Annotated in this window: 18 protein-coding genes and 2 pseudogenes; 1 reads left to right on the top strand and 19 read right to left on the bottom strand. The window is 36.1% G+C overall.

Features of this window, described 5'->3' with window-relative positions; all coding sequences use genetic code 11:
* Positions 1–20: 20 nt before the first annotated feature.
* The 8 genes from uidA to FRX52_RS00720 all read right to left on the bottom strand — a co-directional run bounded on the left by uidA (position 21) and on the right by FRX52_RS00720 (position 14,228).
* Positions 21–1,820 (bottom strand): beta-glucuronidase, encoded by a 1,800-nt coding sequence (uidA, locus tag FRX52_RS00755; protein WP_146538146.1) that lies wholly within the window; start codon positions 1,818–1,820, stop codon positions 21–23.
* Between the two features lie 21 nt (positions 1,821–1,841).
* The gene (locus FRX52_RS00750; protein WP_146538145.1) at positions 1,842–2,870 is read right to left on the bottom strand and encodes a sugar kinase; all 1,029 of its coding nucleotides are present in this window, start codon (positions 2,868–2,870) and stop codon (positions 1,842–1,844) included.
* A gap of 56 nt (positions 2,871–2,926) precedes the next feature.
* A complete protein-coding gene (locus FRX52_RS00745) occupies positions 2,927–4,468 on the bottom strand; it encodes an MFS transporter (protein WP_146538144.1) in 1,542 nt (513 codons plus the stop codon).
* Between the two features lie 243 nt (positions 4,469–4,711).
* Positions 4,712–8,638: an ATP-dependent DNA helicase gene (locus FRX52_RS00740; protein WP_146538143.1), complete on the bottom strand. Its 3,927-nt coding sequence runs from the start codon at positions 8,636–8,638 to the stop codon at positions 4,712–4,714.
* A gap of 86 nt (positions 8,639–8,724) precedes the next feature.
* A complete protein-coding gene (locus FRX52_RS00735; protein WP_146538142.1) occupies positions 8,725–9,255 on the bottom strand; it encodes a hypothetical protein in 531 nt (176 codons plus the stop codon).
* 1 nt (position 9,256) lies between these two features.
* Positions 9,257–11,908 (bottom strand): AAA family ATPase, encoded by a 2,652-nt coding sequence (locus tag FRX52_RS00730; RefSeq protein WP_186603303.1) that lies wholly within the window; start codon positions 11,906–11,908, stop codon positions 9,257–9,259.
* A gap of 71 nt (positions 11,909–11,979) precedes the next feature.
* Positions 11,980–12,930 carry a YafY family protein gene (locus tag FRX52_RS00725; RefSeq protein WP_146538141.1) on the bottom strand — a complete coding sequence of 317 codons (951 nt, stop codon included), beginning with the start codon at positions 12,928–12,930 and terminating at the stop codon, positions 11,980–11,982.
* 50 nt (positions 12,931–12,980) lie between these two features.
* The gene (locus FRX52_RS00720) at positions 12,981–14,228 is read right to left on the bottom strand and encodes an MFS transporter (RefSeq protein WP_146538140.1); all 1,248 of its coding nucleotides are present in this window, start codon (positions 14,226–14,228) and stop codon (positions 12,981–12,983) included.
* A gap of 64 nt (positions 14,229–14,292) precedes the next feature.
* Between FRX52_RS00720 and FRX52_RS00715 the strand changes: the two are divergent.
* Positions 14,293–14,438: pseudogene (locus FRX52_RS00715) on the top strand (IS3 family transposase); the annotation flags it as partial.
* Between the two features lie 427 nt (positions 14,439–14,865).
* Here FRX52_RS00715 and FRX52_RS00705 read toward each other — a convergent pair.
* The 11 genes and pseudogenes from FRX52_RS00705 to accB all read right to left on the bottom strand — a co-directional run bounded on the left by FRX52_RS00705 (position 14,866) and on the right by accB (position 26,228).
* Positions 14,866–15,375, bottom strand: a complete 510-nt coding sequence (locus tag FRX52_RS00705; protein ID WP_146538138.1) for a hypothetical protein — start codon at positions 15,373–15,375, stop codon at positions 14,866–14,868.
* Positions 15,376–15,680: 305 nt separating this feature from the next.
* The gene (locus tag FRX52_RS00700; RefSeq protein ID WP_146538137.1) at positions 15,681–16,631 is read right to left on the bottom strand and encodes a YafY family protein; all 951 of its coding nucleotides are present in this window, start codon (positions 16,629–16,631) and stop codon (positions 15,681–15,683) included.
* A 61-nt stretch (positions 16,632–16,692) separates the two neighbouring features.
* Positions 16,693–18,558, bottom strand: coding sequence for an AAA family ATPase (locus tag FRX52_RS00695; protein WP_146538136.1), 1,866 nt, complete (start codon positions 18,556–18,558; stop codon positions 16,693–16,695).
* A gap of 549 nt (positions 18,559–19,107) precedes the next feature.
* On the bottom strand, positions 19,108–20,037 hold the full coding sequence (locus tag FRX52_RS00690) for a hypothetical protein (protein WP_146538135.1): 930 nt from the start codon (positions 20,035–20,037) through the stop codon (positions 19,108–19,110).
* Positions 20,038–20,140: 103 nt separating this feature from the next.
* Positions 20,141–20,671, bottom strand: a pseudogene (locus FRX52_RS00685) (zinc ribbon domain-containing protein); the annotation flags it as partial.
* Between the two features lie 185 nt (positions 20,672–20,856).
* On the bottom strand, positions 20,857–22,209 hold the full coding sequence (gene rlmD / locus FRX52_RS00680; protein WP_146538134.1) for a 23S rRNA (uracil(1939)-C(5))-methyltransferase RlmD: 1,353 nt from the start codon (positions 22,207–22,209) through the stop codon (positions 20,857–20,859).
* A gap of 88 nt (positions 22,210–22,297) precedes the next feature.
* Complete coding sequence (locus tag FRX52_RS00675) at positions 22,298–23,068, bottom strand: acetyl-CoA carboxylase carboxyl transferase subunit alpha (protein ID WP_146538133.1); 771 nt, start codon at positions 23,066–23,068, stop codon at positions 22,298–22,300.
* Entirely contained in the window at positions 23,065–23,931 is an 867-nt protein-coding gene (accD, locus tag FRX52_RS00670; RefSeq protein ID WP_146538132.1) for an acetyl-CoA carboxylase, carboxyltransferase subunit beta, read from the bottom strand. The genes FRX52_RS00675 and accD overlap by 4 nt, the downstream gene beginning before the upstream one ends.
* Positions 23,932–23,939: 8 nt before the next feature.
* A complete protein-coding gene (locus FRX52_RS00665) occupies positions 23,940–25,310 on the bottom strand; it encodes an acetyl-CoA carboxylase biotin carboxylase subunit (protein WP_146538131.1) in 1,371 nt (456 codons plus the stop codon).
* 31 nt (positions 25,311–25,341) lie between these two features.
* A complete protein-coding gene (gene fabZ / locus FRX52_RS00660) occupies positions 25,342–25,764 on the bottom strand; it encodes a 3-hydroxyacyl-ACP dehydratase FabZ (RefSeq protein WP_146538130.1) in 423 nt (140 codons plus the stop codon).
* Positions 25,761–26,228: an acetyl-CoA carboxylase biotin carboxyl carrier protein gene (gene accB / locus FRX52_RS00655; protein ID WP_146538129.1), complete on the bottom strand. Its 468-nt coding sequence runs from the start codon at positions 26,226–26,228 to the stop codon at positions 25,761–25,763. The genes fabZ and accB overlap by 4 nt, the downstream gene beginning before the upstream one ends.
* Between the last annotated feature and the right edge of the window lies 1 nt (position 26,229).

The following is a 26,229-nucleotide window of genomic DNA, read 5'->3' as shown; positions in this document are numbered from 1 at the left end:
TCTTACTTTCTCATTATAGCTCATTTTGATTTATAATGGTAGTCTGAAATAGATGTCCAGCGTTTTTTAATCTCACGAATCACTTGTTTTGGCTCACGATTTCGTGAAAAGAGACCTTTATGATTACCTTTAACACGAATCAACATAACATTAGTCTCAAAGTCAGCAAAATTCCACACCTGCTCACCCACTAAATTTGGAATTTCATCGAAAACTCGATGATTTGTTTCATAATAATCCACTTGATAGCCTTCTGTATATGGAATATCCCACATTGATTGTAATCCAGGTAAAGTATCAGCACCATATTCCGTCATTAAAATTGGTTTATCTGGATATAATCTCTGCCACTCTTGCAATTCCTCTCTTAATCCTTGCTCAGCCTTTACTAAATCTCCGTGATGTACATACCAACCATAATAACGGTTCAGGGAAATAACATCAACCAAATCCATGACTTCATCTTTATCAGGTGTTGCTAGCATTATATTAACCAAGGTTACTGGACGATGTTGGGGATCAGCTGTCTTCATTTGCTCAATTAGCGGTTCAAAATAGGCCCTTGCTCCTACTTCATGACTAGCTGGCTCATTAGCTACTACCCACATAACAACTGACGGATGATTCTTATCACGAGCAATTAGTTCGTCAATCACCTGCTCATGAGCAGCTTTTGTTTGCATAACTTCCCAAGTATTTTTTGGTTTTTCTCCATTACCTAACAAATCCAAACTGGCACTAAATTCCTGAAAAAGACCTACTGCTGGAATTTCATCAACAACGACAATCCCCATACGATCTGCTAAACGCATCATCTCTTCAGAATAGGGATAATGTGATGTTCTAAATGAATTAGCCCCTATATTTTTTAGTAAATTTAAGTCCATCAAGTTGGCAGCTTCGTTTAATCCACGACCATTGATATAAGTATCTTCATGTTTACCAAAACCTTTGAAATAAAATGGTTTATTGTTAATAAAAAATTGTCCATTTTTAACATTAACACTACGAATCCCAAACGGTTCTGTATAAGTATCTAACAACTCGCCGTTCAACCACAACTCAACCCGCGCAGTATAAAGATAAGCATCTAAGACTTCCCAAAGTCTAGGATGTTGTAACACAATACAACCATTTTCTGACTTACCGACTAGACGATTTTGTTCATCAAAAATGGAAACAGAAATCCTATCTACCACTTCTACACTTTTTACTGTAACATCTATTTTAGCTTCTGACAAATCATCAGATAGTTGACTAGTAATTACAATGTCTTTGATATGATTTTTAGGACGTTTTATAAGATGTACATTACGATGAATACCAGCATAATTATAGAAATCAAAATTTTCTAGAACTTTTTTATGAATTTTTCCATCTTCTTGAACTTCCTCAACATAATTGCCGACTGGCAAAGTCGTATAATTCAACTCATTATTGACACAAACTGTTAAACGAACACTATCTTCTTGATAAAATTCTTCTGGGATAGAGAATTCAAATGGTGTATAGCCACCTTTATGCTCTCCCAAATATTTTCCATTAACATAAACTTTACCAAGATGAGTAACCGAGCCAAAACGAAGAGCCAACTCTTCTTGATCTTCCAATTTTGGTATAACTATATCTACCTCATACCAACTATCACCAATATAAGAGCGTTTGTCCTTTTCAACGATGACATCATTAAAAGAGGTTGGTACGACCATCACTTCGTTGCTATCTAAAACAGTCTCTGGATCATGATTTCCTTGCTTGAAACGCCAAACACCATTCAAACTTTGAATTGTTCTCGTTTTTGTATTGATTGGATATAACATAAGTAACTTCCTTTCCACATATTACCTTTTAATTTCATGAGATTCATGCCTTACTAAACGCTCAATCTCAGAAGATGTTATCATATTGACATCCCCTTCAATAGTATGCTTAAAAACAAAGCTAGCCATAGCAGTGTCTAATATCTTTTGTTCAGGCAAATCATTAACACAACCATGTATAATACCGGCTGTAAACGCATCACCAGTTCCAACGCGATCCAAAACTTGAATCCTTTCTTTACTCGTTTGATACAAAGTATTTCCTTGATATAAAAATGCTTTTAATTGATAATCGTTGGAATAGCTCATTTCTCTCTGAGTAAATGCAATCACATCCAGTTGATAATGGGTTTTAATTGCTTCTAGCACCTTCAACAAGCTCTCTGTATCCTGATATGGAGGTCTCAAGTTCCACACATCTTTCAAATCCTGTCCTTGTTCATTTAACAACAGAATCGGTTCTAAACCAATACAAACATTTGCAAACTTTAACAAAGGGGATAATTTTTCCCGTGCTTCTTGAAATGACGTCCACAAAGTCTCTCGATAATTCAAATCTAAAGACACTTTTACATTCTTTTCTTGAGCCAAAGACATCAAACGATAGGTCAACTCATAAGTTTCTTCGCTCAAGGCTGCAGTAATCCCACTAACATGAAACCAATCAACGTTATCAAATACCCCTTCCAGTTGGTAGTCATCATAGCAACTACGAGAAAAAGATGAGCTTTCACGATCATAAATCACTTGACTAGGCCGAACAGAAAAGCCTTTTTGATAGTAATAAAGTCCCAAGCGTCCTGATTTCTTAATAATATAATTTTGGCAAATCTGACGAGCAAATAAGAAATGCTCTGCCATTTTTCCTAATTCATTGTCAGGAAGAGCTGAAATCAAAGCCGTTTGATGCCCTAGTTGTGTTAACGTTGCTAGGACATTTAACTCTGAACCGCCAAATTGACATTCCAACTGACTAGCTTGAATAATAGTTTGATAATTTGGTGGAGATAGCCTTAATAATATCTCCCCTAAACCGATAATTTTTGTCATTCTAACCTCCTACGAGAAAAGCCTAACTTTCAGGTTAGGCTATCTTAAACCATATGTTATTCTTTAACTTCATATTTAGTGACATCAACATAGTCCATATCTGACAATGGTACATTTTTTGCGATCGCTTTAACACGATCTTCATCTCTGGCTGCTTTCATCACATGAATTTTTTCTTGAACTTGTGCCATAGTCACTTGGTCCAGTTTATAGAATTTCATCAATAGTAAAGAAATGACTAACATTACCAAAGGAATAATGACCATTAAAGTGATGATAGCTCCTTTCAAAGTTGGTGTTAGTGGAGTTTCTGCAGTAGGATATTCTTTAGCAAATCCGATACCTGCCAAGACAAAACCAATAACCATTGGTGCAAACGAAGAAGCAATTGAATCTGTTAACGAAAAGATTGTTCCAATCATACCTGAAACATAGCGGCCTGATACAGAAGTTTCATAGTCAGAGATGTCTGCTCCCATTGTTAAAACTAAACCAGCAGGAGCATTGGCAAAATAACGTAGGGCATAAAGTACAACAAAAGCAATACTATATAGATTCCATTTTACCAAATTAAGAGAACCAATATCACCAAAGTAGAGCAATGCACCTAGTAAAAACATCACAACGATTCCAATTTGTAATGATGCAATATAGGCTCTACGCAATCCTTTTTTACGAGCAATCATTGAAGCAAATACAATGACCAAGATATTTGGGATAACCATCAAACCTGAAATAATCCCTGAAAGAGCATAATTTCCAAACAAAACACCGAATAACATCACAACAATAACAGAATCATTGAACAATTGAGCGACGAATTTAACAAGTGCTGCTGATAGTGATAAAACTTGTAAAGGACGATTCCCTTTGATGATTTTCCAGTAATCTTTAAGACTTGTTTTTTGTGTTTTTTCTTCTCCCAAACCAAAGAATTTTTTATTATCTTTTTGCCAAATTCCGATTGTTGCTAAAACAGCTAATGTTGCTGAAATTACGATAACGCCAAACATCAATTCTGTAAAGAAACTTTCAGTAAATCCACCATGTTTTGGAACTAGAAAACCAGAAATAATAATTTGACTTCCTGAAAATAGCAAGGCAGACATAATCCCATCTACAATATTAAACATCGGACGTTGTTTAGGATCATTTGTCAAAGCAGTTTGACCTGCTTTAGTAATGGTTTGTTGCAAAGAGTAACCAATCTTATGGACAATTAGAGCAACCATAAACAAAGGCATTGTCAATGCACTTCCAAAGTTATGAATATTAAATAAGAAAATAAACGATAGGGCAGTGATAACATTTCCTAACAACAAAATGGGACGATATTTTCCAAACTTGGTATCTGTTTTATCAATCAAAACACCGATAGCTGGATCAATGAAACCGTCAAATATTCGGATATAACCCATCAATTGGCTAACAAAAAGTACTGCTAGTCCAAGAACTCCCGTTGAAAAATATGTTACAAAACTAAACGCAACCAAATAAATATTAGTTGAGGTGTTATTCATTGCAAACAAAATAATCTGCCACAACTTTGCTCGGTTATAGGTAACATCAGCTGTTCTTTGTTCAACTGTTTTATCCATATCAAATTCTCCTGTTTTTTCTTTAATGGTTCCACAACATTTTTGAAAGCGCTTCGTTGTATCTTTATTGTACAATTCATCAGATGTTTTGTCAATGTTTTTTTATATTTTTCATGATTTTATCGTGTTTTTAGTCTGAAATAGACAAAATTCATCCGATTACTAAGAGCTACTTATGACATTACCAAAATTAAAAAAGCAGGTACTTATCTATACCTACTTATTTTTAGATAATTTGTGTGTCTAGTTGCTTCGATTGCTAGAAATCAAGTCAAAATCTACATAACAACCTAATTTACAGAAATCACAATCATCTTTTTGACAACCATTCTTAAATTGTCCTTTACGGATAGCTTGCCAAAAGTCTTTAATGTCTTGCTTCACTAGCTCAATATCTTCTGATGTGACAGTTAAGTCATGAATTGAATAACCTGTTTCTTGACGATCATCATCTAGGAAAATATAGCGTGTTTCGATCGTTTTACCACCTGTATCAATAGCTGTGCTTTCCTCAAGCAAGATATTATAATAGACTGCTTGACGCCAATAGTCACCACCAGTTTCTAACTCTTCGATGCCATGTTGAGCAGAACCTGTTTTATAATCAACTACTCGAATAATATCACCATCGAACTCTAGTTTATCAATAATACCGTTAATTTGTAAGTTATCTTCAAGTGTAACTTGGATTTCTTTTTCTAACTCAACGTCTTTACAACTATTTGGAATATAAGTATCAAATAAATTATTAAGCAGTTGATGACCATATTTTTTCATGTCACTAGCATTCATGGTATCAATGATGTTAGATTCATGACGACTAAGAGATTCGTCAAATACTCCAATCGCAGCCGCTAAATCAAGATGATCACGATAAATATGTTCTAGTGTTTCATGCATAACGGTACCAAATACATGACCTGTTGGAGCATGTTTAGCAGCAATCTTACTAGCATATTCTTTTGCTGCTGGTTTTAACCCAGCAACCGTTGTCAGTTTCAAAACATGATCAAAATAAAAACTATTAGAACAATGACGATAATGATTGAGATTGCTAACACTCAAGGTCTTAAATGACTTCACTGCTTGATCATAACTTGCAAGTTCAACAGCCTCACGGTTATCCAATGGCTGCATATTCAATCTTGCTTGAGTACAATACTTACATAGATAAATATCTTTATTTCTATCTTCTTCCAAAATACCACAACCAGTAGTGAAATCACCAGCCTTAATCTCAAGTAGTGTCGTTTTGATTTGCTCTAAAAGGAAGTCCACATCTTGTTCTGAAATAGAACAATCCTTTTCAGAAAATCCTCTCAAGTCTTTCTCATCTTCAACAAAGACATAACGTACTTGAATCTCTTTACCTGTCACATCGATATCTGAATTCGTTAAAAGGATGTAATAAAATACCGCTTGACGCCAATAATCTTTTCCTTTTGGAGATTCTTCACTTGGTCCAGATAAATTCTCCTCTGCCTTACCTGGATTGCCAGTTTTATAGTCAATCACACGAATAACATCACCGTCAATTTCAAGTTTATCAATCTTACCATTGATTTCAAAATCAGCCACCTCGGTCAAATCAACACTGGTGTTTTTGATATTACCAAGTTTAATATGAGCAATATTTTTTTCAATAGCAACATGTCCAGACTTCAGATAGTCACTTGCCTGATAGAAATTGTTGATAATAGAAATACCACGTTTGTAATTTTCCTGACAAGTACGCTTGCTTGGCAACTGATGTGACTCACGTTCAAAAATTTCTTCAAAATATTTGAGGGTTTCATCTTTAGAGCGAATGGTTTTTGGAGATAAATCAGACAAGTCATCACCGTCTGAAACATAGATACTTTCTAGAGTGCTATGGATAATATTTCCAAACACCAAGGCTTCATTACTTTCAGTTGAAAATCTAAGGCCTTTATTGAAATAAAAACTAAGTGGGCATTTCAAAAAACTATTAAGGGTACTGACGCTTAAACTAAAGTTTGAAGTAATAGTTTCTCGCACCTGGTCAGTTAAGGCTGGAAGACTAATTTCAATCTGATTGGACATCTCTTCAGTCACCGGTACGGCAGTTCTTTCTACTAAATAATCTTTTAACTCATCAATAAAATGTGTATGTGTGCCAGTATTGTTATAGGAAATGTTTAATTCTTTTTTCGCTCTGGTCATCGCTACATAGAACAATCGACGATTTTCTTGCTCTTTAAGTTCTGCCTCATTGTCTTTCTTACCACTCAGGCTAGGTGGATAAGTAAAACTACTAAAGCGATTCTCTCCTCCTGGCCATCTCGCGTTCTTTTTATCATTACAATTAACCATAAAAACATGATCAAATTCCAACCCTTTTGAACCATGAGCAGTCATCAAATTGACACAATTATCTGGACTTGTTTCAAGCCTCTTAATCGGCAAGGCTACCTTCATTTCCTGTAATCCTGTAATCCGACCTAAAAACTCGGCTAGACTAATTTCTGGTGTGAGTTGCATCAATTCATAAAGCGTTGTTAGAACAGACACTAAATGATATTTGTCAGATGATTGCATGAGATAGGTGTCGATGTGACAGATTTTTATGATTTGTTGCAGAATATAGACTGGTGAAAGGGGTTGTTTGGCTCGTAGAATTTTTTGTCGTAAGGTTTCTAGTTCTTTATAAATGGTTAAAATATTAGGAGATGACAGGTCTTCTTTAGTTTTGACATCTCGAATGTTGACTAACTCTTCTAGTGAAACATTGAAGAAATCAAAGTAAAGCAGTTTTCTAAAGTCACTCATACTCGCAGTTGGACGATTAAGATATTTTAACATCGAATACAGTTTGATAAAGAACGCATCTGCAAATAAATCGTCATCAATCTTAATATGGACAGGAATGCCTTGCTGTCTAAACAGTTTCGCCAATTTTTTTCCATAGTTATTACGGCCATAGATAATACCAATTTCCTTGGGTGCTACACCATGTGCGATTAGTTCTTTGACATCATTTAGAACACCACACATTTCAGCAGTCTCTGTTTCATACTTTGTCAAGGTTGGTGCTTTTTGAAGGTAGTCTCTATTAGCTCCTGCTGCTCGTAATTGCTTATCCTTTCTTGGATTGTTTTGAATAAGCTCTTTGGCAGCATCAATAATCACCTGAGAAGAACGATAATTTTCTTCGAGCACAATCTCAGTTGGATGATATTTCTTACTAAAATCTTCGATATTCGTCGCACTGACTCCTTGGAAACGGTAGATACTTTGATCATCATCTCCAACTACGAAAATATTAGGATTTTCTTGACCGGCTACTAATAAATCAATTAGTTCATTTTGCAGAACAGATGAATCTTGAAATTCATCAACAAATAAATACTTAATACTAGCTGAAACCAACTGTTGAAAGGCTGTATTTTCTTCAAGCAAGGCTTTGACCCATAGGATCATATCATCAAAGTCAAAATAGTTTTTCTCAGCTAGCTTTTCCATATAAATTTCATTGAGCCTAGCTCCTGCTATTGACTTCTCTAAACGTGTTTTTAAGGCTTCACCTTTAGCAGTTAATTTATCACTTTTTTTATAACCTAATCCATCAAACTCTCCCTCTCCTCTGGATGTTTTCATTTGCTCTACATAGCTTGTTATCTCATTTTTTAACGTATCTTCATTAAAATTATTGCGTTTCATCCTTGAAAACAAATCAAGCAACCGCTCCTTTGATGAATATCTTTTAGAAGTTTGCTTCTCATAGAGTACATCTCCTTCTTGGATATGCTCATCCATGATCTCTTTAAGAATTTCATACTGGGCAGCAGTGGAGATAACTTTGGGCTGATTCTCAAAATAATCAGGATTGGCAAGAATCAATCCACTACAAAAAGCATGAATGGTTGACACTCTAACATTTCTTCCACTCTCTCCAAGTAAGTTTTCCAAACGATCCAACATCTCAGAAGCTCCTGCTTCTGTATAAGTCAAGCACACAATATCTTCTGGGTTCGCATTATGATTTAACAAGATATTGACCACACGTCTAGAAAGAATCTGGGTCTTACCAGTACCTGGACCAGCGATCACCATCACTGGACCTTCAACTGTTTCAACCGCTTCTTTTTGCTTCGGATTTAATTTTGCAAATTCTACTTCATAACTATGTTTAAGATCAATTGTATTCATTTTATTTCTCCTTTGTATTTAATTTTTTAATTTAAATAATTTTATCATTTTTTTAATTATTTCAGCAACTAAGGGCATCTACCTGATTAGCATTTGAAATCTCCACGTTTTTGCTCAATAACTTTCATCGCTGCTTTCACAGCATGGTATTCATCGATGAGTTGAGATAATAGTTGATAATTTTTCTCCGTCAACCTTCCAACCATCAAGGTATGAGCCAATTGGTAAAATGCTTCTAAATGTTCCTTGGTGCTGAGTAACATTTCTTGAGAATCTTTAAGCCGATATTTATGAGCTAGCTTGGTCAATTCCTTAGAAAACAACTCCACATTATACTCATGAATAGTTATCTTCTGCCCTTCTGCTAGCATATCATTAGCTTCATAACAAGTGACAAAAGTTCGGTTAACCGTATCACAAACAAAGATAATACCATCATCTGAAACATATTTTTTCACATCAGGCGAAGACGTGGTTTCAGTTGAGTATAAGGTTAAACTACCGATTTGCCGAGCAACCCACTTATCCAGCCTGTCCGAGTCAACACCAAATCTTTCCAAAGCTCTGTCTGAAAAGTGCTCGCTACAAATATAATCAGGAGCATGAGACAATCCCATATTATCCCTCCTCTTTCTCTTTTTTGATAATTTTAAAGCTTAGCCCATCACCTTTGACACCAACTAGCAACTTATCTCCTTTATCGACCAAGCCTTGAATGATTTTTTCTGACAAGGGCGTTTCAACTAATTTTGAAATTCCTCGCTTAATTGGTCTGGCACCATTTTTAGGATCATAGGTTAATTTTGCAATTAACTTTACCGCTCCTTTTGTAAACTCTAGATGATAACCTTGTTCTTTGATTAACTCAATTTCTTGGTCAAGTAATAATTTAGTGATTTTCAAAAGTGATGCCTCACTAAACGGCTTAAACGTTACAATCTCATCAATTCGATTTAACAATTCTGGTCTGAAAAACTGCCCAACAGCCTCCATCATGTGCTGACGAATACTATCTTCTTCAAGTTCTGATGATTGTTTGCGACCAAATCCCACTGTCTTATCTTGTTTCAAGGCAGCTAAACCTAGATTGGAGGTCAAAATAATCAAGGTATTTGAAAAATCAACTTTTCGACCGCTATTATCTGTCAAATGACCATCATCAAACACCTGTAACATCAAGTCAAAGACCTTAGGATGTGCCTTTTCAATTTCATCAAAAAGAAGTACTGAGTTAGGATTGGTCTGAACTGCAGAGGTGAGTTGACCACCTTCTTTATAACCAACATAACCCGGAGGAGAGCCGATTAGTTTGGATACTTCATGTTCCTGCTGATATTCAGACATATCAAATCTAATCAACTCGCGACTATGACCTGTCAACTCCTCAGACAGAACCTTAGCCGTTTCTGTTTTACCCACACCGCTAGTTCCAAGAAAGAGAAAGACACCTACTGGACGTTTAGGATTTCTAAAGCCTGTCTTAGCACGAATAACTGCCTCAGCAACCACATCGGTCGCAGCCGACTGGCCAATGACTTTTTGTGCTAAGGTTTCTTTCAACTTGGACAGTCGAATTCGCTCCTGTTCTTCTGCAAATTTACCAACTATCATATCTTCTGGTTTTACTATCTGACCTGATTTTTGCTCAATCACCTTTTTAATAACTGTTTCATCAATTTTTAAAGAATAAGTTTGTGGCGTAAGATTATTGCGTGATTTCTGAAATTCACTCACCAGTTTGTCTAGTTCTTGACGAATCCTATTTTCTTCAACTTCATTATATTCAATCGCTTGAGCAGCCTCCAGTTTCGCTTTCAGTTCATCGACTTGCTTTTGGTATTCTTCCAATATATCCACGCCTTGCTCAGCCTCAATCCTGACCATAGCTCCCGCATTATCAATTACGGTAAAAGCAGAATCTGGGAGTTTTTCCTTAGGCAAATACTTTTTAGCTAGACGGACAGCCAACTCAATACTTTCGCCTTCAAAATTAGCACGATGAAAATTTTCATACACAGGGGATGCCTTTTTAACAATAGTAATGGCCGCATCAATACTAGGCTCATCAACAATCACTTGTTCAAATCGTCGAACCAAGGCAGAGTCATCTGAAAGATACACATCCCATTCTGTAGGTGTCGTTGCACCAATAATTCTAAAATCTCCTCTTGCCATGATTGGCTTAAAGGCGTCTGTTAAATATTTCACACGACCTAACATGTGAATTTCATCAACAAATAAGATGACATCTTTTTCACGTTTCATTTCTTCAATAAATCGTAAAATTCCCTTGTTGTAATCGCCAGATAAAACGGCATATAAATCATTCAGACTAAATTGTAAAATTCGTTTGCCTGCTAAAGAAGCCACCTGACCAGCTGCTATTCTCATAGCTATCCCATCCACAATCGCCGACTTACCAACACCACCTTCTCCAAGTAAGACAGCATTATTCTTATCTCGACGAGTTAGGGCAATCTCTACTTTTCTAATTTCGTCATCCCTACCAATGACTTCCATCAGCTCTGAATTTTTCGCTTTGAGTGTAATATCTGTCGCAATATCCTGAAGTAAAGAATAGTTGGGATCAGACAGTTTATTTGAAATATTCGAAGCAATTCGGTTCTTCAACCCTCGTTCTTTTTCTGCCTTACCATCTGTAAATTCTCTGTAATTATACTTTCTTGACGTGAAGATAGCATCTAAGGTTTGGTCGCTATAAACATTATCACCAGTCAATAGATGCTGTTTGTAAATAATATGGTAAGCGTTGGTGGCAAATGACTGGCTAATACCAACCAATAACCAGTAAGAATCTATGACACCATCTGGGGCATTTTGCTGACGCATTTCTTCTGCGAAATCAAAAATCTGTTTCACATACTCTGATATAGGGTAGCTGTCACACTCTGCCAAAAAACAATCAGATGATTTTTCGACAATAAGTTCTACTGGAGTTTGAATCACTTGCTTTTTAATTTCTTGCTTTTTTCGATACCCTTCAAACGTTTCATCAGTCATATCAAAAATAGTCCGCTCTTCTACAAGAACACTCTTATCCAGTTCTGTTTGTAGCTTAGTTCTTGTCAGCGAATGATAACCCAGAGCATAAGCAAAACCTGTGTCAACAACTGACAACACTGCCATCATGATATCTTGAGTTTCGATAACCTTATATGATTTATGAGAAACTAAGTCTTCTAATTTGACCATCGCAGCCTTTAACTGTCTGCTAAATTTATGTGAAATCGTTGTTTGTCTTTCTTGCATTATCCTTGTTCCTTTATGTTTGATAAGTCAATTATAAAACAAAGCGTGGACATCTCACGTCCACGCTTTACCTAATCATAATTTTTTTGCATTTTTTCTAACATATCTTTGATCTCATCAACAAAAGATTGAGGTGATAAGACCGTCAAAACATCCAACTGACTAATAATATATCTTTTCAGACCCAGCGTATTTTGACTTTCAATAACAATTTCATATCCCTTATCATCTTCTTTGACTACTTTGGCATTAGGAAACTTATCCAAAATAATATTTTTATCGATTGTATAGTTAATGGTAAAAGTCATAGGTTTACCTGAAAAAGCATCAACTTTCAGGTTTCGGTGTTCGCCATCTTTGTAACGATGACGATAATCTATTTTGGGCTTATCGACATCAGAATTTTGCCACGACTGCACCCGATCTAATCTAAAATCCAGATATTTCTCTTTCTCCATATCGAATCCCTTTAGATAGAAATAATGATCATCATAATAAAGAGATGATAACAAAACCGTGTGTTTCTTTACCTTTTTACTATACGGTGAAGCATAGTCAAATTCAATCATCTGCTCTTGACGAATGTATTCTGAGAAAATCCAAACCTTATCAATACGATGTTGCTGGTCTTGTAAAGGAGCATAATTCAATTTTTCTGATGCTATGATTTGTTCAATTTCTTTCTGGTCACTTTTAGAAAGCAGGGCTAACAAGCCATCCAACAAGGCATTGTTTTCTTCTTTATTTAAGGCTCTATTTTCTAGCAAAATTTTAGAAATAACGAGAATCTCTTTTTTATTAAATTGGGACGCTTTCTTCAGTTGTCTTTTATGGTTACTGTGATTATAGATAAGCTCCCCAGAAAAGTAAGACTGGGACTCAATAAAATTTTCTAAAAAGGAGAAATCTCTCTGTATGGTTTTTGTACTGACACCAAATTCTCTAGCTAATTGTGATTTACTTAAATATTCGCCTGCTTGAAGGCGTAGAAAAATCATCAAAATACGTTCTGCCTCTTTCATTATGCCATCCTTATCCACTTTTTTACTATTATATCATGAAACTGTTCTTATCATTTGGGCACTGATTTTTTATCAGAAAAGAGATAAAACAAAGCCATTAAAAGAATTGAAAGATAAACAATACTAATCTGTTGCGAAGATAAGTATAAAACTAGAATCGAAAAAGATAATTTTGAAATAATATCCCCAACTTGAAAATAGGTTACCATACCACCAAAGATTGTCGCCAATTTATCTTCTTCAATATTATTGAAAACGAGTGCTCCCATTTTGGGGTTTAAGGCACTCACAAACAGGCTTGACAGAAAAGACATGAGTAAAATGCCAACTATATTTTGCAAATAAAGTGCCGCAAAGAAGCCTACGACGAAGAAAAGATTGATTTTTAATAGGGTTGATATGGACAGACCTTTGAAATAATTATTTGTCAAAACTAAAGCTCCACCTAAAATCCCACCTAAAACAGTACTTATCCCCAAAAGTGAAATGGTTGTAGCCTTATTGAACAAAATCAAAGTAGGCGTCTGAGAGAGATTGATGACCACTAAGGAAGTCGTAATGGCTAAACTTCCATTGAGAATCGGAATCGTCAGCAAAACACTTTTCATGTCTTTTATTGAAAACAACTGCCTAACTGATAATTTCAAATCTAACACCAAGTCCGAAACGATGGTATTTAATTTGATTGCACTCAAGTTTTTCTCACTAGAAGCATGAGTCAGTTGATTTTTTACCGATAAGATAATCAAAAGACTGCATAAAAAACTCAAGGCATTGAGCATGGCTAAACTTGCATAGCTTATAAGAGTAAGCAAGAGAACACCTGTAACTTGAAACATAATAGCTAAAGTTGACGTTAGTGTTTGCCTAAAAGCAATCGCTTCTTCTCTATCTGCTTCATCTATGATTTGATTAGAAATTGGATAAAACAAACCATTTTCATACTGCCCTAAAATATCCGACACGAAATTCACCAAACTAGCAAATAAAACAATCACTAAAGACGGTTGGAAGGTCATGGCAACTGCAACTGCCAGATACAATAACATCCTTAGCCATAAGGTTTTAATAATCATCCCGACCTTATTCATGGTTCTATCTGCCAGAAAACCAAACAGTATGGTAAACAATATCGGCAAGGTTTCTGAAAGGTTGATAGCAGATACGGCCAAACTACCATTCTTAATCTCAGTAATATAGGTCATCAAGGCGAGATAGTACACGGCATCGCCAAAATTGGATACCAAATCTGACATTAAAATTTTCATGTATAATCTGTTTCGTAAGATTTTTTTCATCATCTCCTCCTTATACTCTGACAAATATCAAGATTTCCCACTTTGATTGGAACATACGGAACTTGATAATGTCATAGCTGAGAGTACTTATCGTTTCTTCAAACTAGAATTTATAAATCAAGAAACTTTCCATTCACTCAAAGAATCAACCCTTAAAACCATCATCGTATTCACACCAGTCTCAATTACCAAATACCAATAATCAAGTGAATGTTTGCTTAACAAAAACAATCTATAAGATCCTTCTATGGTCCAAAATACATAGCCATCAAATTCTCTTTCTTAAAACTTACCCTAACAATAAATAATAAATTAGTAACGCATGAAAAGTAAGCCTGATTAAATGATGATGATAATTGATTTTTTTTCCACTTCTTTTCCTATCGTAGAATAAACCTACTGATAGTAATATCAAAAGAACTGCTGTCAGTAATTTCAAATAATTATTTGTATAAAATACATTGAACAGTGCCGAAACAAATAAAAATAAGCTTATAAGTATTGACATAATTGATACTCCAAGATTATTTCTATATCCAAAACAAGATAAAATTATTAAAAAGATAGAATAAACTACAATAATATAGTTCATCAGTTCTTCCTCCAAATCTAAACAATAATTCTAATTCCACTATCATTACGGTTTAACTTGCCAAGTTACAGATTTTTCAGCTAAATAGTACCAAATCAAATGATCACAATCTTCTAGAGTATCTCCTAGTTCATTTGTTTCTTCCACGCCATACCAATCGTCAAATGACTCATCAAGTAAAACTACCCTTTCTTGAATACCATTTCGCCATTCAAATCTCGATACATAGATACAACTTTCTTCTACTGCATACCATTTAACTTGATGATCTAACTGGATTGATTTTTCAATGGCAGGAATGGGATAATCTCTTTTTGTCGCAAACTTGACTGTATAACGACCATCTGCACGCTCACGATAAGTAAAGCCATATCCATAATAAATATATTCTCCATATTTTTCTCTATATTCGCCAATATCTCTCACACCAACAATCTTGTTGAAACTAATATATGGCGGATCTCTTCTTTGATCTCCGATAGGATAATAGTCAAGTAAATACTTCTCTAAAAATTCTTTGGAACAAATCACTTGTTGATAAACATAGTTTGCCATGATAAGAACTCCTACTTTTAATTTAATAATAAATACTTGGTTATGTAATCTTTATTGCCTTTGGAATTTGACATTTTGAACAATTAGTTAACGTTCCACATTTTTAATATTTAATATATTTTGTTTCAAAACAAAACCACCAACTTGCAAATAAACGTATTATATCTGTTGAGCTAGTACACATTTAAGCTATCATAGAGTCCCATCATGAAGATTACCTTTTATTTATTGAATCTAACCTATGAGCATCTACAATTTCTTCAGTGAGATTTTTGATTATATTTTTGTCCTTAATAATAGCTGCTCTATTTATCATAACTTTCTTGCATGTTCTTTATTATCTTCTTCATCTCACTAACTAAAGATTTAGGAGATATGACTTTCAATGCATCGCCTTGACCCAACAGCCATCGTTTCAAACCTGGTGTATCCTGACTCTCAAACTCAATAAGAACACCTTTTTCTGTATGCTCAATTATCCGAGCAGTCGGAAACTGATCAAGCAAAATCATCGGATCATAAGCAAATTGAACTCTAACGGTGAACTCTCTTCCCAGAAATGAATCCACATGCTTGTTTCTCATATCGCCATCTCGAAACCTTTTCCCATAGGAAAACGTCGGTTTGCTCTCTTTAGATAGTTTCCAGTCTAAAATTCTATCTAATTTTAAAGTCATATAAGAATCAAAGCTCAAATTATAAGCGACGATATAGAAATAGTGCAAATCATAATAAAGTGACACAGGAAAAATAGTGTGTTTCTTTCTGGAATTATAAGGCGACTGATAATGAATATCTAACACCATTTCTTTTCGAATCATTTCTGACCACTCCCAAATTTTATCAATACGATTTTGAGTATCTGATATCGGTGCATAGTTTAACCGCTCGCTAGCAATAATCTTAGAGATTTCTTTTTGTTCTTCCTTTGACACTAAGGCTAGCAAACTATCTAGTAAACTCTTATTTTCATCTTCATTCAGCGAACGATTTTCCAGTAAAATCTTTGAAATGACGAGAATATCTTTTTTATTAAATAAAGATTTTCCTTTCAAATAACGTGTGTGGTATTTTCTATCATAAGCCAGTTCAGCTGCAACTACTGGCTGTGTTTCTAAGAAATTACCAAGAAGCGAAAAATCTCTCTGTATCGTTTTCTCACTGACACCAAACTCATCTGCCAACTGTAGTTTTGACAAGTGGGCACCTGATTGTAAACGTAAAAATATCGTTAATAGACGTTCTTGATCGTTCATATTTCCCTCAATTCTTTAAGATATTATAACATTTCTAATAGTCCAAATTCAATACTTCCTTTTATCTGCCAAATCCAATTACTGGACTTGAAATCTGACGTTTTGTCTCAAAATCTTCCAAAGTTTTATCGATATCTTCAAGTGTTACTTGACTCAAAACTTCCAAATTTGATAATTGATTAGCCTCCTCATTAACAACTCGCTGTGCTTGATAGAAAGTAACTTTTTCAACTAGTTTACGTACATAGCGAGCATTCCCAAAATGGTTGTCAGTTTTTAAAGCAGAAAAGTGACGATTTAACGTAGCTTTACACTCCTCAGTCAACTGATAATGTTTTTTTGTTAACATCAGTTCAAAAATAGCATAGAGTTCTTCTGGAGAATAATCCTCAAATCTTATTTCCTGAGAAATGCGTGAAGATAAGCCAGGATTAGTGGTAAGAAATTCTTTCATCAAGTCCTCGTAGCCCGCAAAGATAACAAGCACCTCATCTCTCCGATTTTCCATTTCTTGAATAATAGCTGCAATTGCTTCAGGTCCGTAATCTCTCTTAGTACGGGGAATTAAGCTATAGGCTTCATCTATGAAGAGAACACCTCCTTTCGCATCATCAAATACTCTCTTAATTTTAGGAGCTGTCTGACCAATATATTCACCAACCAATTCTGCACGTCCTACCTCAATAATCTTATTTTCTTGAATCAGATTATTATTATGCAAAATTGTGGTATAAAGTCGTGCCACTTCTGTTTTTCCTGTACCGGGATTTCCTGTAAACATAAGGTGATGGTTACTTGTCTTGTCTGTAATGCCATGTTTCTTTCTCAGATTACTAATTTTATTGAAAGCAAGCTGCTGATTTAATAAACTTTTAACCGCTGTCAAACCAATCATCTCTTGCAAGGTTTCTTCCGCTGAATTTTTCTGACTAATACTATTTGAGGACGCCAAACAGAAATTATCTAGACTTACCTCTGTCCCCAAAGACGAATCATAGCCTGATTGGATAGCGAACTCAACAATCTCTTGAACTAAATGCCTAACATCTTTAGCGTTTTGAACAGATGACTTTTTGCTTAGTAACATTCTAAAATTTTCTTCGTTGACTCGAATTTTTTGCTTGTCTAACAACTTTCTACCAATAGCAAAAAGTTCGTCTTGATTATACTCTGGAAACGAAACAATTGAAACTCTATAGGCTATGTCTAACAATTCTTTTTCAATTGCTTTTGCTTCTTTGTTATCATTGACCATAAAGATAGCTAGTGTATGCCTACCTTGTTCTCGTAAATTTTTAAAAAAATCAAGTTTTGCTCTTGGTCTTGCTGACAAATAGTCATAGGTTACTGGAAAGTCTTTAGCTGTTATTTGGGGAAGGAAATATTGATCACAATTAACAACAACCGCATTCAAAGCAAATAAACCTTCTAAAAATTGAATAGCAAACCTACGACCAGAACCCTGCTCACCTACAAAAATATAAAAATGTTGTTGCTCTTCTTCGTTATTTATTTCTTCTTGAAATGATAAATAGGAGACTAAATTTTGTACTGCACTTTTAAAATCATCTAGACCGGTCACACTATCCAGTTCTTCCATTTTTTCCAGTTTAGGTTTCAGTATTGAATTTGAAACTTTATCACCATTATTAAGTAAAAATTTAACCAACTCACCTTGATGACTTTTCTCAATCTTTTTTAAAAAATCGTTTTCTGTTAATACCTCTAGCTTATTAAGAGACACCTTATTATCAAAAATCAGTTTGAATTTCTTACTCATTTCTTGATAACTATAATCGTCACATGAAATGAGATAATAAGTCTCTTTCTCTTTAACAAGTATCCAACGATTATCTGCCACAAACTTTTCTGTTTGTATTTTCAAAAATTCATCAGGATTTGTAAGCTCAACTTGAAAATATTTCATGTTTAATACCTCTTATATTATATTGATAATCTCAGTTTACAATAACGACTGGACAATTTTTGTCCAGTCTAAAAATTTTAATCTAAACTTTCAAACCATTATCTAATGACTTGTCATACCACCTTATTTAGTAATCAAAAATTTTATTAAATTCCATACATAAAAAAACGCCCTCAATATCAAGGGCGTTTAATCATTTGTTTGTATCTATCAATATCTACTGATTTTTCTAAACCTAAACTCTGCGTGAGGCTAATTGATAAAAAGATATTCCTGTACACTAAAACATCTCTTCTGTGAAAAAACTCCCCTATCATAATGCTATCAAACCTACTTTCTCAACTACTGCTCTTACTCTGATATTTCCTCTCTATATAACAAAAAGCCTTGAAAAACAAGGCTTTTTAAAATTACAATGTATCAAATAGTTTTAGATTTTCATAAGCAAACTACCCACCTCAACCTGTGGTGATAGGTATTATCTATATTATGGAACAAATGATATTATGAGTATTAAAGTAATACAACTGAACGAAACATAAAAAAAACTTACCATAATTGAATATTAAATTTTTTTGATGATAGAGAATATCTTTCAAAGTTTTCGCCAAAATAATATATCGATATCATCTGACGTGCAAGAAATTCAATTTCTCCTAAGTCGTTAATATTTATTGAAACAATATTGCCGTGAGCAATACCATTTCTTATCTTTACTAGCTGCTGAATTCTAGAACTGTCAATTTTTCGTAACCTTTTTTTTATCTCTACGTTTTCACAGGACTCTACCAAGCTACTCAATGCAAGCACAATCCGCCTATGGTTCTTACTCTTTAAATACTTTTCTAATACACCATTCAGTGAACCTGAAATTTCCTCTAATGTTGAATCATCAAATCTTGTTTTGCTAAAATCACTATTAAACATCTCTTCTAAAAATTTTTTAAACTCTTCTTTACGATTACCTGAAGTATCTTGTAAAATTCTATTATTATCTATTTGCAATTTAGCTAATTTCTCAACAGATTTGAAATACATAAAAAATTGTTCGTCTTCATGTTCCCTGTACTCATGCAACACTCCAAAAGAACACATTTGCATCAATGATAGGATTGTATCTCTATGTTTTATATTTCTCTTAGCTTTTAGTTTTAAGGTAATAATTTCAAGCTTATCGCACCATGTTTTCGTAGCTACATTTTCCTTCTGTGTTTCGGAATAATCTTCATTAGTTAGATAAAAATCCTTTTTAATGGCAACCAACGGTATTGTGGTGAAAAAAGAAAGTAAAATAATTGCTTCTTCAATATTCTGTTGCTGTTCCGAATTAATCAAAAGATAGTGACTGAGATTACTGTTTACATATTTTATTTTACAATTCCAGAAAGAGAAAACTGCACCATTCGGTAATTTAATCGCGGTTCCCCAAGGATCGTCTATTTCAAAATAATCAAAGTCTAATTTTACTTCATAACGCATTTCTTACCTCCCATAACACTTTGTTCGAAACATATAAACAACATTTCAATTAATATTTTACCACACAATCAAAGAAAAACCGTAACTTTTCGGTCACAGTCACTTACAAATCTATCTCAGTCCCTTCTAAAAATTTTACACTTATCTGCCCATCTTCTGAAATTGTAATACTATCCACCACCTAACACATCTCATACGAATCAAATTCCCAAGAAGTCTTGTTTATCATATCAGCCAACTTTGTACTACATTGCTTTTCTAGAAGACGAATTTCTTCCAGTATCTTATTCCATTTTCCATGTAACAAATCAACATTCTCACTTAGTAGTTCTACAGCCATTACTACTGCTTTCTCTAGCGTTTCTTCAACAATATGGTTATTCTGACAGCCAATCTGTCCTTTGACCCTATAACGATTGTTACACTGCCATACTTCACGTTTACCTCGACTGGTAGTCCAGTTCTTTCGACCAAATACCAATCCACATTATGCACAGAATACTTTAGTTGTAAAAGGGGTATCGTCATTTTGCATGATGTATGATTTCAGTAGATGTTCTTCACGAAATGCTTTCCTTCTTGCTAATTCCAAATGTACTAATTCCCAAGTGTCTTTATCAATAATAAGTTCATGGATTGTAGGTGCATTTCTATTCCTTCATACTCCTTATCAATGGAAACAAACACGTGCCCACAGAATAAATGGAAATAGAATGAGATAAATTCTAGTTATTACTTCTATTCACTCCAATGCTTCTCCACCACATAAGAAAAAGCCTTGTCTCCAAGGCTTTTTAATATGCTTTCATTCAGAAGCCTCTAGACCTTCACGAGCAGAGCTACACACTCCACGTGATGCGTCTGTGGAAATAGATCAACTGGTTGGCTTTTGATGAGTTGGTAACCTAATTGGTGATAGTACTTGATATCACGCGCCATGGTCGCTGGGTTACAAGAGATATAAACAATTTTTTTCGCTCCCATTTGGCTACTTGTCTCAATGAAACTTTCTGTTAAGCCCTTGCGTGGTGGGTCAACAATAATCACATCTGCTACAAGCCCATCTTTCAACCACTGGGACATGACTTTTTCAGCAGGGCCTATCTGATAATGAGCGTTACTAATACCGTTACGTTTGGCATTGGCTTTGGCATCCTCTACGGCTTGCTTGACAACTTCGACACCATAGACCGCCTTAACATGTTTGGCAAAAGATAAGCCAATCGTTCCAATACCTGAGTAGGCATCAATGACCACATCACTCGGCGTCAAATCAGCAAATTCAATAGCTGTTTGATACAGTTTTTCAGCCATAGGGGTATTAACCTGATAAAAAGACTGAGCTGAAATTTCATAATGGTTGCCTAGTAGTTGATCGCTGATGGTCGGCGAACCATACAAGGTGCGAAACGCTTTACCTAAAATCACATTGGTCTTTTGATCGTTGATGTTTTGAATAATCGACACCAAATTCGGAAAAGATTTCGTCAAGTGTTCAATCAATTGCTCAATACGAAAAATCTTTGGGCGAGTCGTCACCAAGACCAACATGAGCTGACCTGAGTAATGCCCACGCCTTACCAAAATATGACGAATCAATCCTGTATGAGCCTCTTCGTCATAGGGCTTTAAGTCCAAACGACGCAATAAATCACGGGTCGTATTGATCAGTTGGTCAATCTCTGGATGTTGAATGTAATAATCAGAAAGGGGAATTAAATCATGTGACTGCTTACGGAAAAAACCTGTTTCTAGCTGGCCATTGACACGGCGAACAGGGACTTGAGCCTTATTACGATAAGCCAAGGGTTGCTCCATACCCAAGGTATCTAGGACTAGACTCTCTTTAAGCCCTGCAATTTTCGACAAACTTTTTCTAACCTGTTCTGCTTTAAATAATAGCTGCTGATCATAGGCTAGATGCCCCAAATCCGCGATACCTGTTCGCAAATAAGCCAAAGCCACGTCCTCTTGTCGATAGGGCGATTGACTGATCCAACGCTCAACTTTTCCATAAGAAATATTCTTAGCTAATTTCAAGATTCGCATGTCAATTTCTTCATTTGGTAGAGCATTATCCACAAAAAAGACCTTGCCTTCATGTCTAACCACACCCAAACCGTCATGGCTCAAATCAGTCACTTGAACACGGATAATATCATTTTTTTGCATTTTTTTCTCCTTTTACTTCCCCTTATTATAGCATAAAATCAAAAAGACTTTTACATCAAGAAGAAAAGGCTGGCTCTGCCAACCTCTCTTAATATTTTCTAAATCGTTGATAACGTTCTTCTAACAATTGTGCCACTGGTAGTTTTGTTAGATAATCCAATTCTTCAATCAAACTAGCTTTCAAAAAGTCCAAGGTTTCACTAGTAAAGTAACCATGCTCTGCAATAATCTTATCAATTACCTTCATCTGAAGCAGTTCAGCAGCTGTAATTTTCATTAACTCAGCCGCTTCATTGGCCCGTGTGCCATCTTTCCATAAGATAGAGGCAAAACCTTCTGGGCTGAGTACCGCATAAATGGTGTGTTCCAACATCCAAACACGGTCAGCAACTGCTAGGGCTAAGGCACCACCTGAGCCACCCTCACCAATAATCACAGCGATAATTGGCACTTTGAGGTCACTCATTTCCATCAAATTTCTAGCAATCGCTTCGCCTTGACCGCGTTCTTCAGCCTCAATACCTGGATAAGCACCTGCAGTATTGATAAAGGTAATGACAGGACGACCAAATTTTTCGGCTTGTTTCATCAGACGCAGTGCTTTACGATAGCCTTCTGGATTGGGTTGACCAAAACGACGATTCAGATTATCCTGTAGATTTTTCCCTTTTTGAATCCCAATCACTGTCACTGGACGACCTGCCAAATAAGCCAAGCCACCAATAACAGCGCCATCATCAGCCATCTGACGATCTCCATGTAATTCCATAAAGTCATCAAACACTTGGTGGGCGTAATCAAGGGTTGTCAATCGACTTTGATCTCTGGCTTCTTTTACAATTCTTGCAACTCGACTCATTTGACACCTCCATGAAAGGCTAGCAATTTGGCAATTCGCTCACGCAAGTCCATTCTTGGTACAATGGCATCCACAAAACCATGCGCCAAGAGAAACTCTGCTTTTTGAAAATCTTCTGGCAAGGTTTGACGCACCGTCGTTTCAATGACACGGCGACCAGCAAAGCCAATTAGAGCCTGAGGTTCAGCCAGAATAATATCCCCTTCCATGGCAAAACTAGCTGTCACGCCACCAGTCGTTGGGTCCGTTAGAACTGTCAGGTAAAAAAGACCGGCATTAGAATGTCGTTTGACTGCTGCTGAGATTTTAGCCATCTGCATCAAACTCATAATTCCCTCTTGCATCCTAGCTCCGCCAGAGGCTGTAAAAATCACAACTGGCAAACCTTGCTTAGTAGCTAGTTCAAACAATCTTGTTATCTTTTCACCGACAACCGTCCCCATGCTAGCCATGATAAAGCGAGCATCCATGATTGCCAAGGCTAATTCTTGCCCCTTAATCTTAGCAAGACCAGTCACCACAGCCTCATCAAGACCTGTAGCTTTGCGAACCTGACGTAATTTCTCGTCATAATTTGGAAAATTTAAAGGATCGATCGTTTCCAAGCCAGTAAACAACTCTTCAAAAGTCCCCTCATCCACTGTTAAAGCTAGACGTTCTTGGGCTGAAATCCGAAAATTATAACCACAAGAAGGGCAAATCTTTGCCATTCCCAAATCTTTTTGGTAGATGATATGCTTACAAGACGGACACTTGGCAAATAGCTCATCTGGAACTTCTGGCACATCACGAGTTTGTTTTTGACGCAAGGAACGGTTAGGACTGATACGAATAGATTTATCTTTTTTACTAAATAAAGCCATAAGACCTCCTAATTATCCTTTTGATTGTAAGCTGGCAAAAAGGTTTCCATCAAGAAAGATGTGTCATAATCCCCTGCAATCACACGTTTGTCGGAAATTAAATCAAGCTGAAAATCACTATTGGTTACCACACCTTCAATCTCTAACTCGTATAAAGCACGCTGCATCTTCATCAAAGCATCAAAACGATTATCCCCATGAACGATGACCTTGGCGATCATGCTGTCATAGTAGGGAGGAATCGTGTAACCTTGATAAACTGCCGAATCCACTCGCACACCTACTCCGCCACTTGGTAAATAAAGGTCTGTAATCTTACCTGGGCTTGGTGCAAAGTTAAAGGCTGGATTTTCAGCGTTAATACGACATTCAATAGCATGACCCGTCAAGCGAATTTCATCTTGACTGACGCTCAAGGGTTGCCCAGCAGCGATTTTGATTTGTTCCTTGACAATATCAATACCTGTGACAAACTCGGTAACGGGATGCTCCACTTGAACGCGGGTATTCATCTCCATAAAGAAGAATTGACCTGATGATTCATCCAAAAGGAACTCAATCGTTCCTGCATTTTCATAAGAAACGGCCTTGGCAGCCCTTACTGCAGCTTCTCCCATTTGCTGACGTAAAGTTTGACCAATGGCAATCGACGGGCTTTCTTCTAAGACTTTTTGGTTGTTGCGTTGTAAAGAACAGTCACGCTCACCCAAATGAACGATATTGCCATAACTATCACCTAAAATTTGCACCTCAATATGACGGGCTGGATAGACCACTTTTTCGATATACATGGCCCCATTGCCAAAGGCTGCTAGGGCTTCCTGGGAAGCTGATTCAAAGGCAGCCACCAAGTCTTCTTTGCGACTAACCTTACGAATTCCCTTACCACCACCACCTGCCGAGGCTTTTAGCATAACTGGATAGCCAACACTTTCTGCAATTTGAAGTGCCTCTTCACTCGTTGTGACTTCACCTTCTGAACCAGGGATTACTGACACCTTGGCTTTTAGCATTTCCTGACGAGCATTGATTTTATCGCCCATCTTGTCCATGACTAAAGCACTTGGCCCAATAAACTTGATGTTCATCTCTTCACACATGGTAGCGAATTTAGAGTTTTCACTTAAAAAACCAAACCCTGGATGGATGGCTTCTGCCCCAGTCACAATAGCTGCTGACAAGACACTGTTCATATTGAGATAAGAATGCATTGACTTGGCTGGTCCAATACAAATAGCCTCGTCAGCCAAAATCGTATGCAACGAATCCTTATCCGCTTCTGAATACACTGCTACCGTAGCAATCCCCAATTCTCTTGCTGCACGAATAATTCGCACGGCAATTTCACCACGGTTAGCAATCAATAGTTTTTTAAACATGGAGGATAACTCCCTCTCTTTTTATCTTTGATTAACCACCAATTGCAAAGGTCAAAACACCACTGGCTGCTAATTGAGCATCAACTTCAGCCTTGGCTTCAACCACTGCAATGGTACCACGACGCTTGATAAATTTAGCTGTCATGATGAGCTGATCTCCTGGAACCACCTGTTTTTTGAATTTGACCTTATCCATACCTGCATAAAAGACTAGCTTGCCTTGATTACCTGCTTTGGATAATTCTAAGACACCTGCTGTCTGAGCTAAGGCTTCCATAATCAAGACACCTGGCATGACAGGATAGTTTGGAAAATGTCCTTGAAAAAAAGGTTCATTGATGGTCACATTTTTTAGAGCAACAATTTCATCTTCTCTGACCTCTAAAACACGATCCACTAACAGAAAGGGATAGCGATGAGGTAGGGCTTCTTGAATCGCTTTAATATCAATCATTTAATGCGTACCAATCCTTTACCAAATTCAATCACTTCTTCATTAGTCACCAAAATTTCAGTCACCACACCATCATATGGTGCAGGCACTTCATTCATGACTTTCATGGCTTCAATAATCAGTAAGGTTTGTCCTTTGGTGACACGATCGCCAACAGAAACAAAGGTTGGCTTGTCTGGAGATGGGGCTAGGTAAGCCACACCAACCAAGGGACTTTCAACAACGTCACCCTCTGCCAGTTCTATCGCAACAACTGCTTCTTCTGCCGTTTCAGCAACTGGTTGTTGAACCTCTTGAGCAGGCACTGATTTTACTTCTTCTACTGGTTGAACAACTTGATTGGCAGTGACTTTAATATCATTTTTACTAAAGCTTAGCTCGTCTGAACCATTACGATATGTAAATTCTTTTAGACTTGATTGGTCAAATTGTGCCATCAAATCTTTGATTTCTGCAATATTCACC

The sequence above is a fragment of the Streptococcus sp. sy018 genome (assembly GCF_007859185.1).
Lineage (GTDB): Bacteria > Bacillota > Bacilli > Lactobacillales > Streptococcaceae > Streptococcus.
Note: the sequence above shows the minus strand (reverse complement) of the source record. Positions and strands in the feature narration are given on the sequence as shown.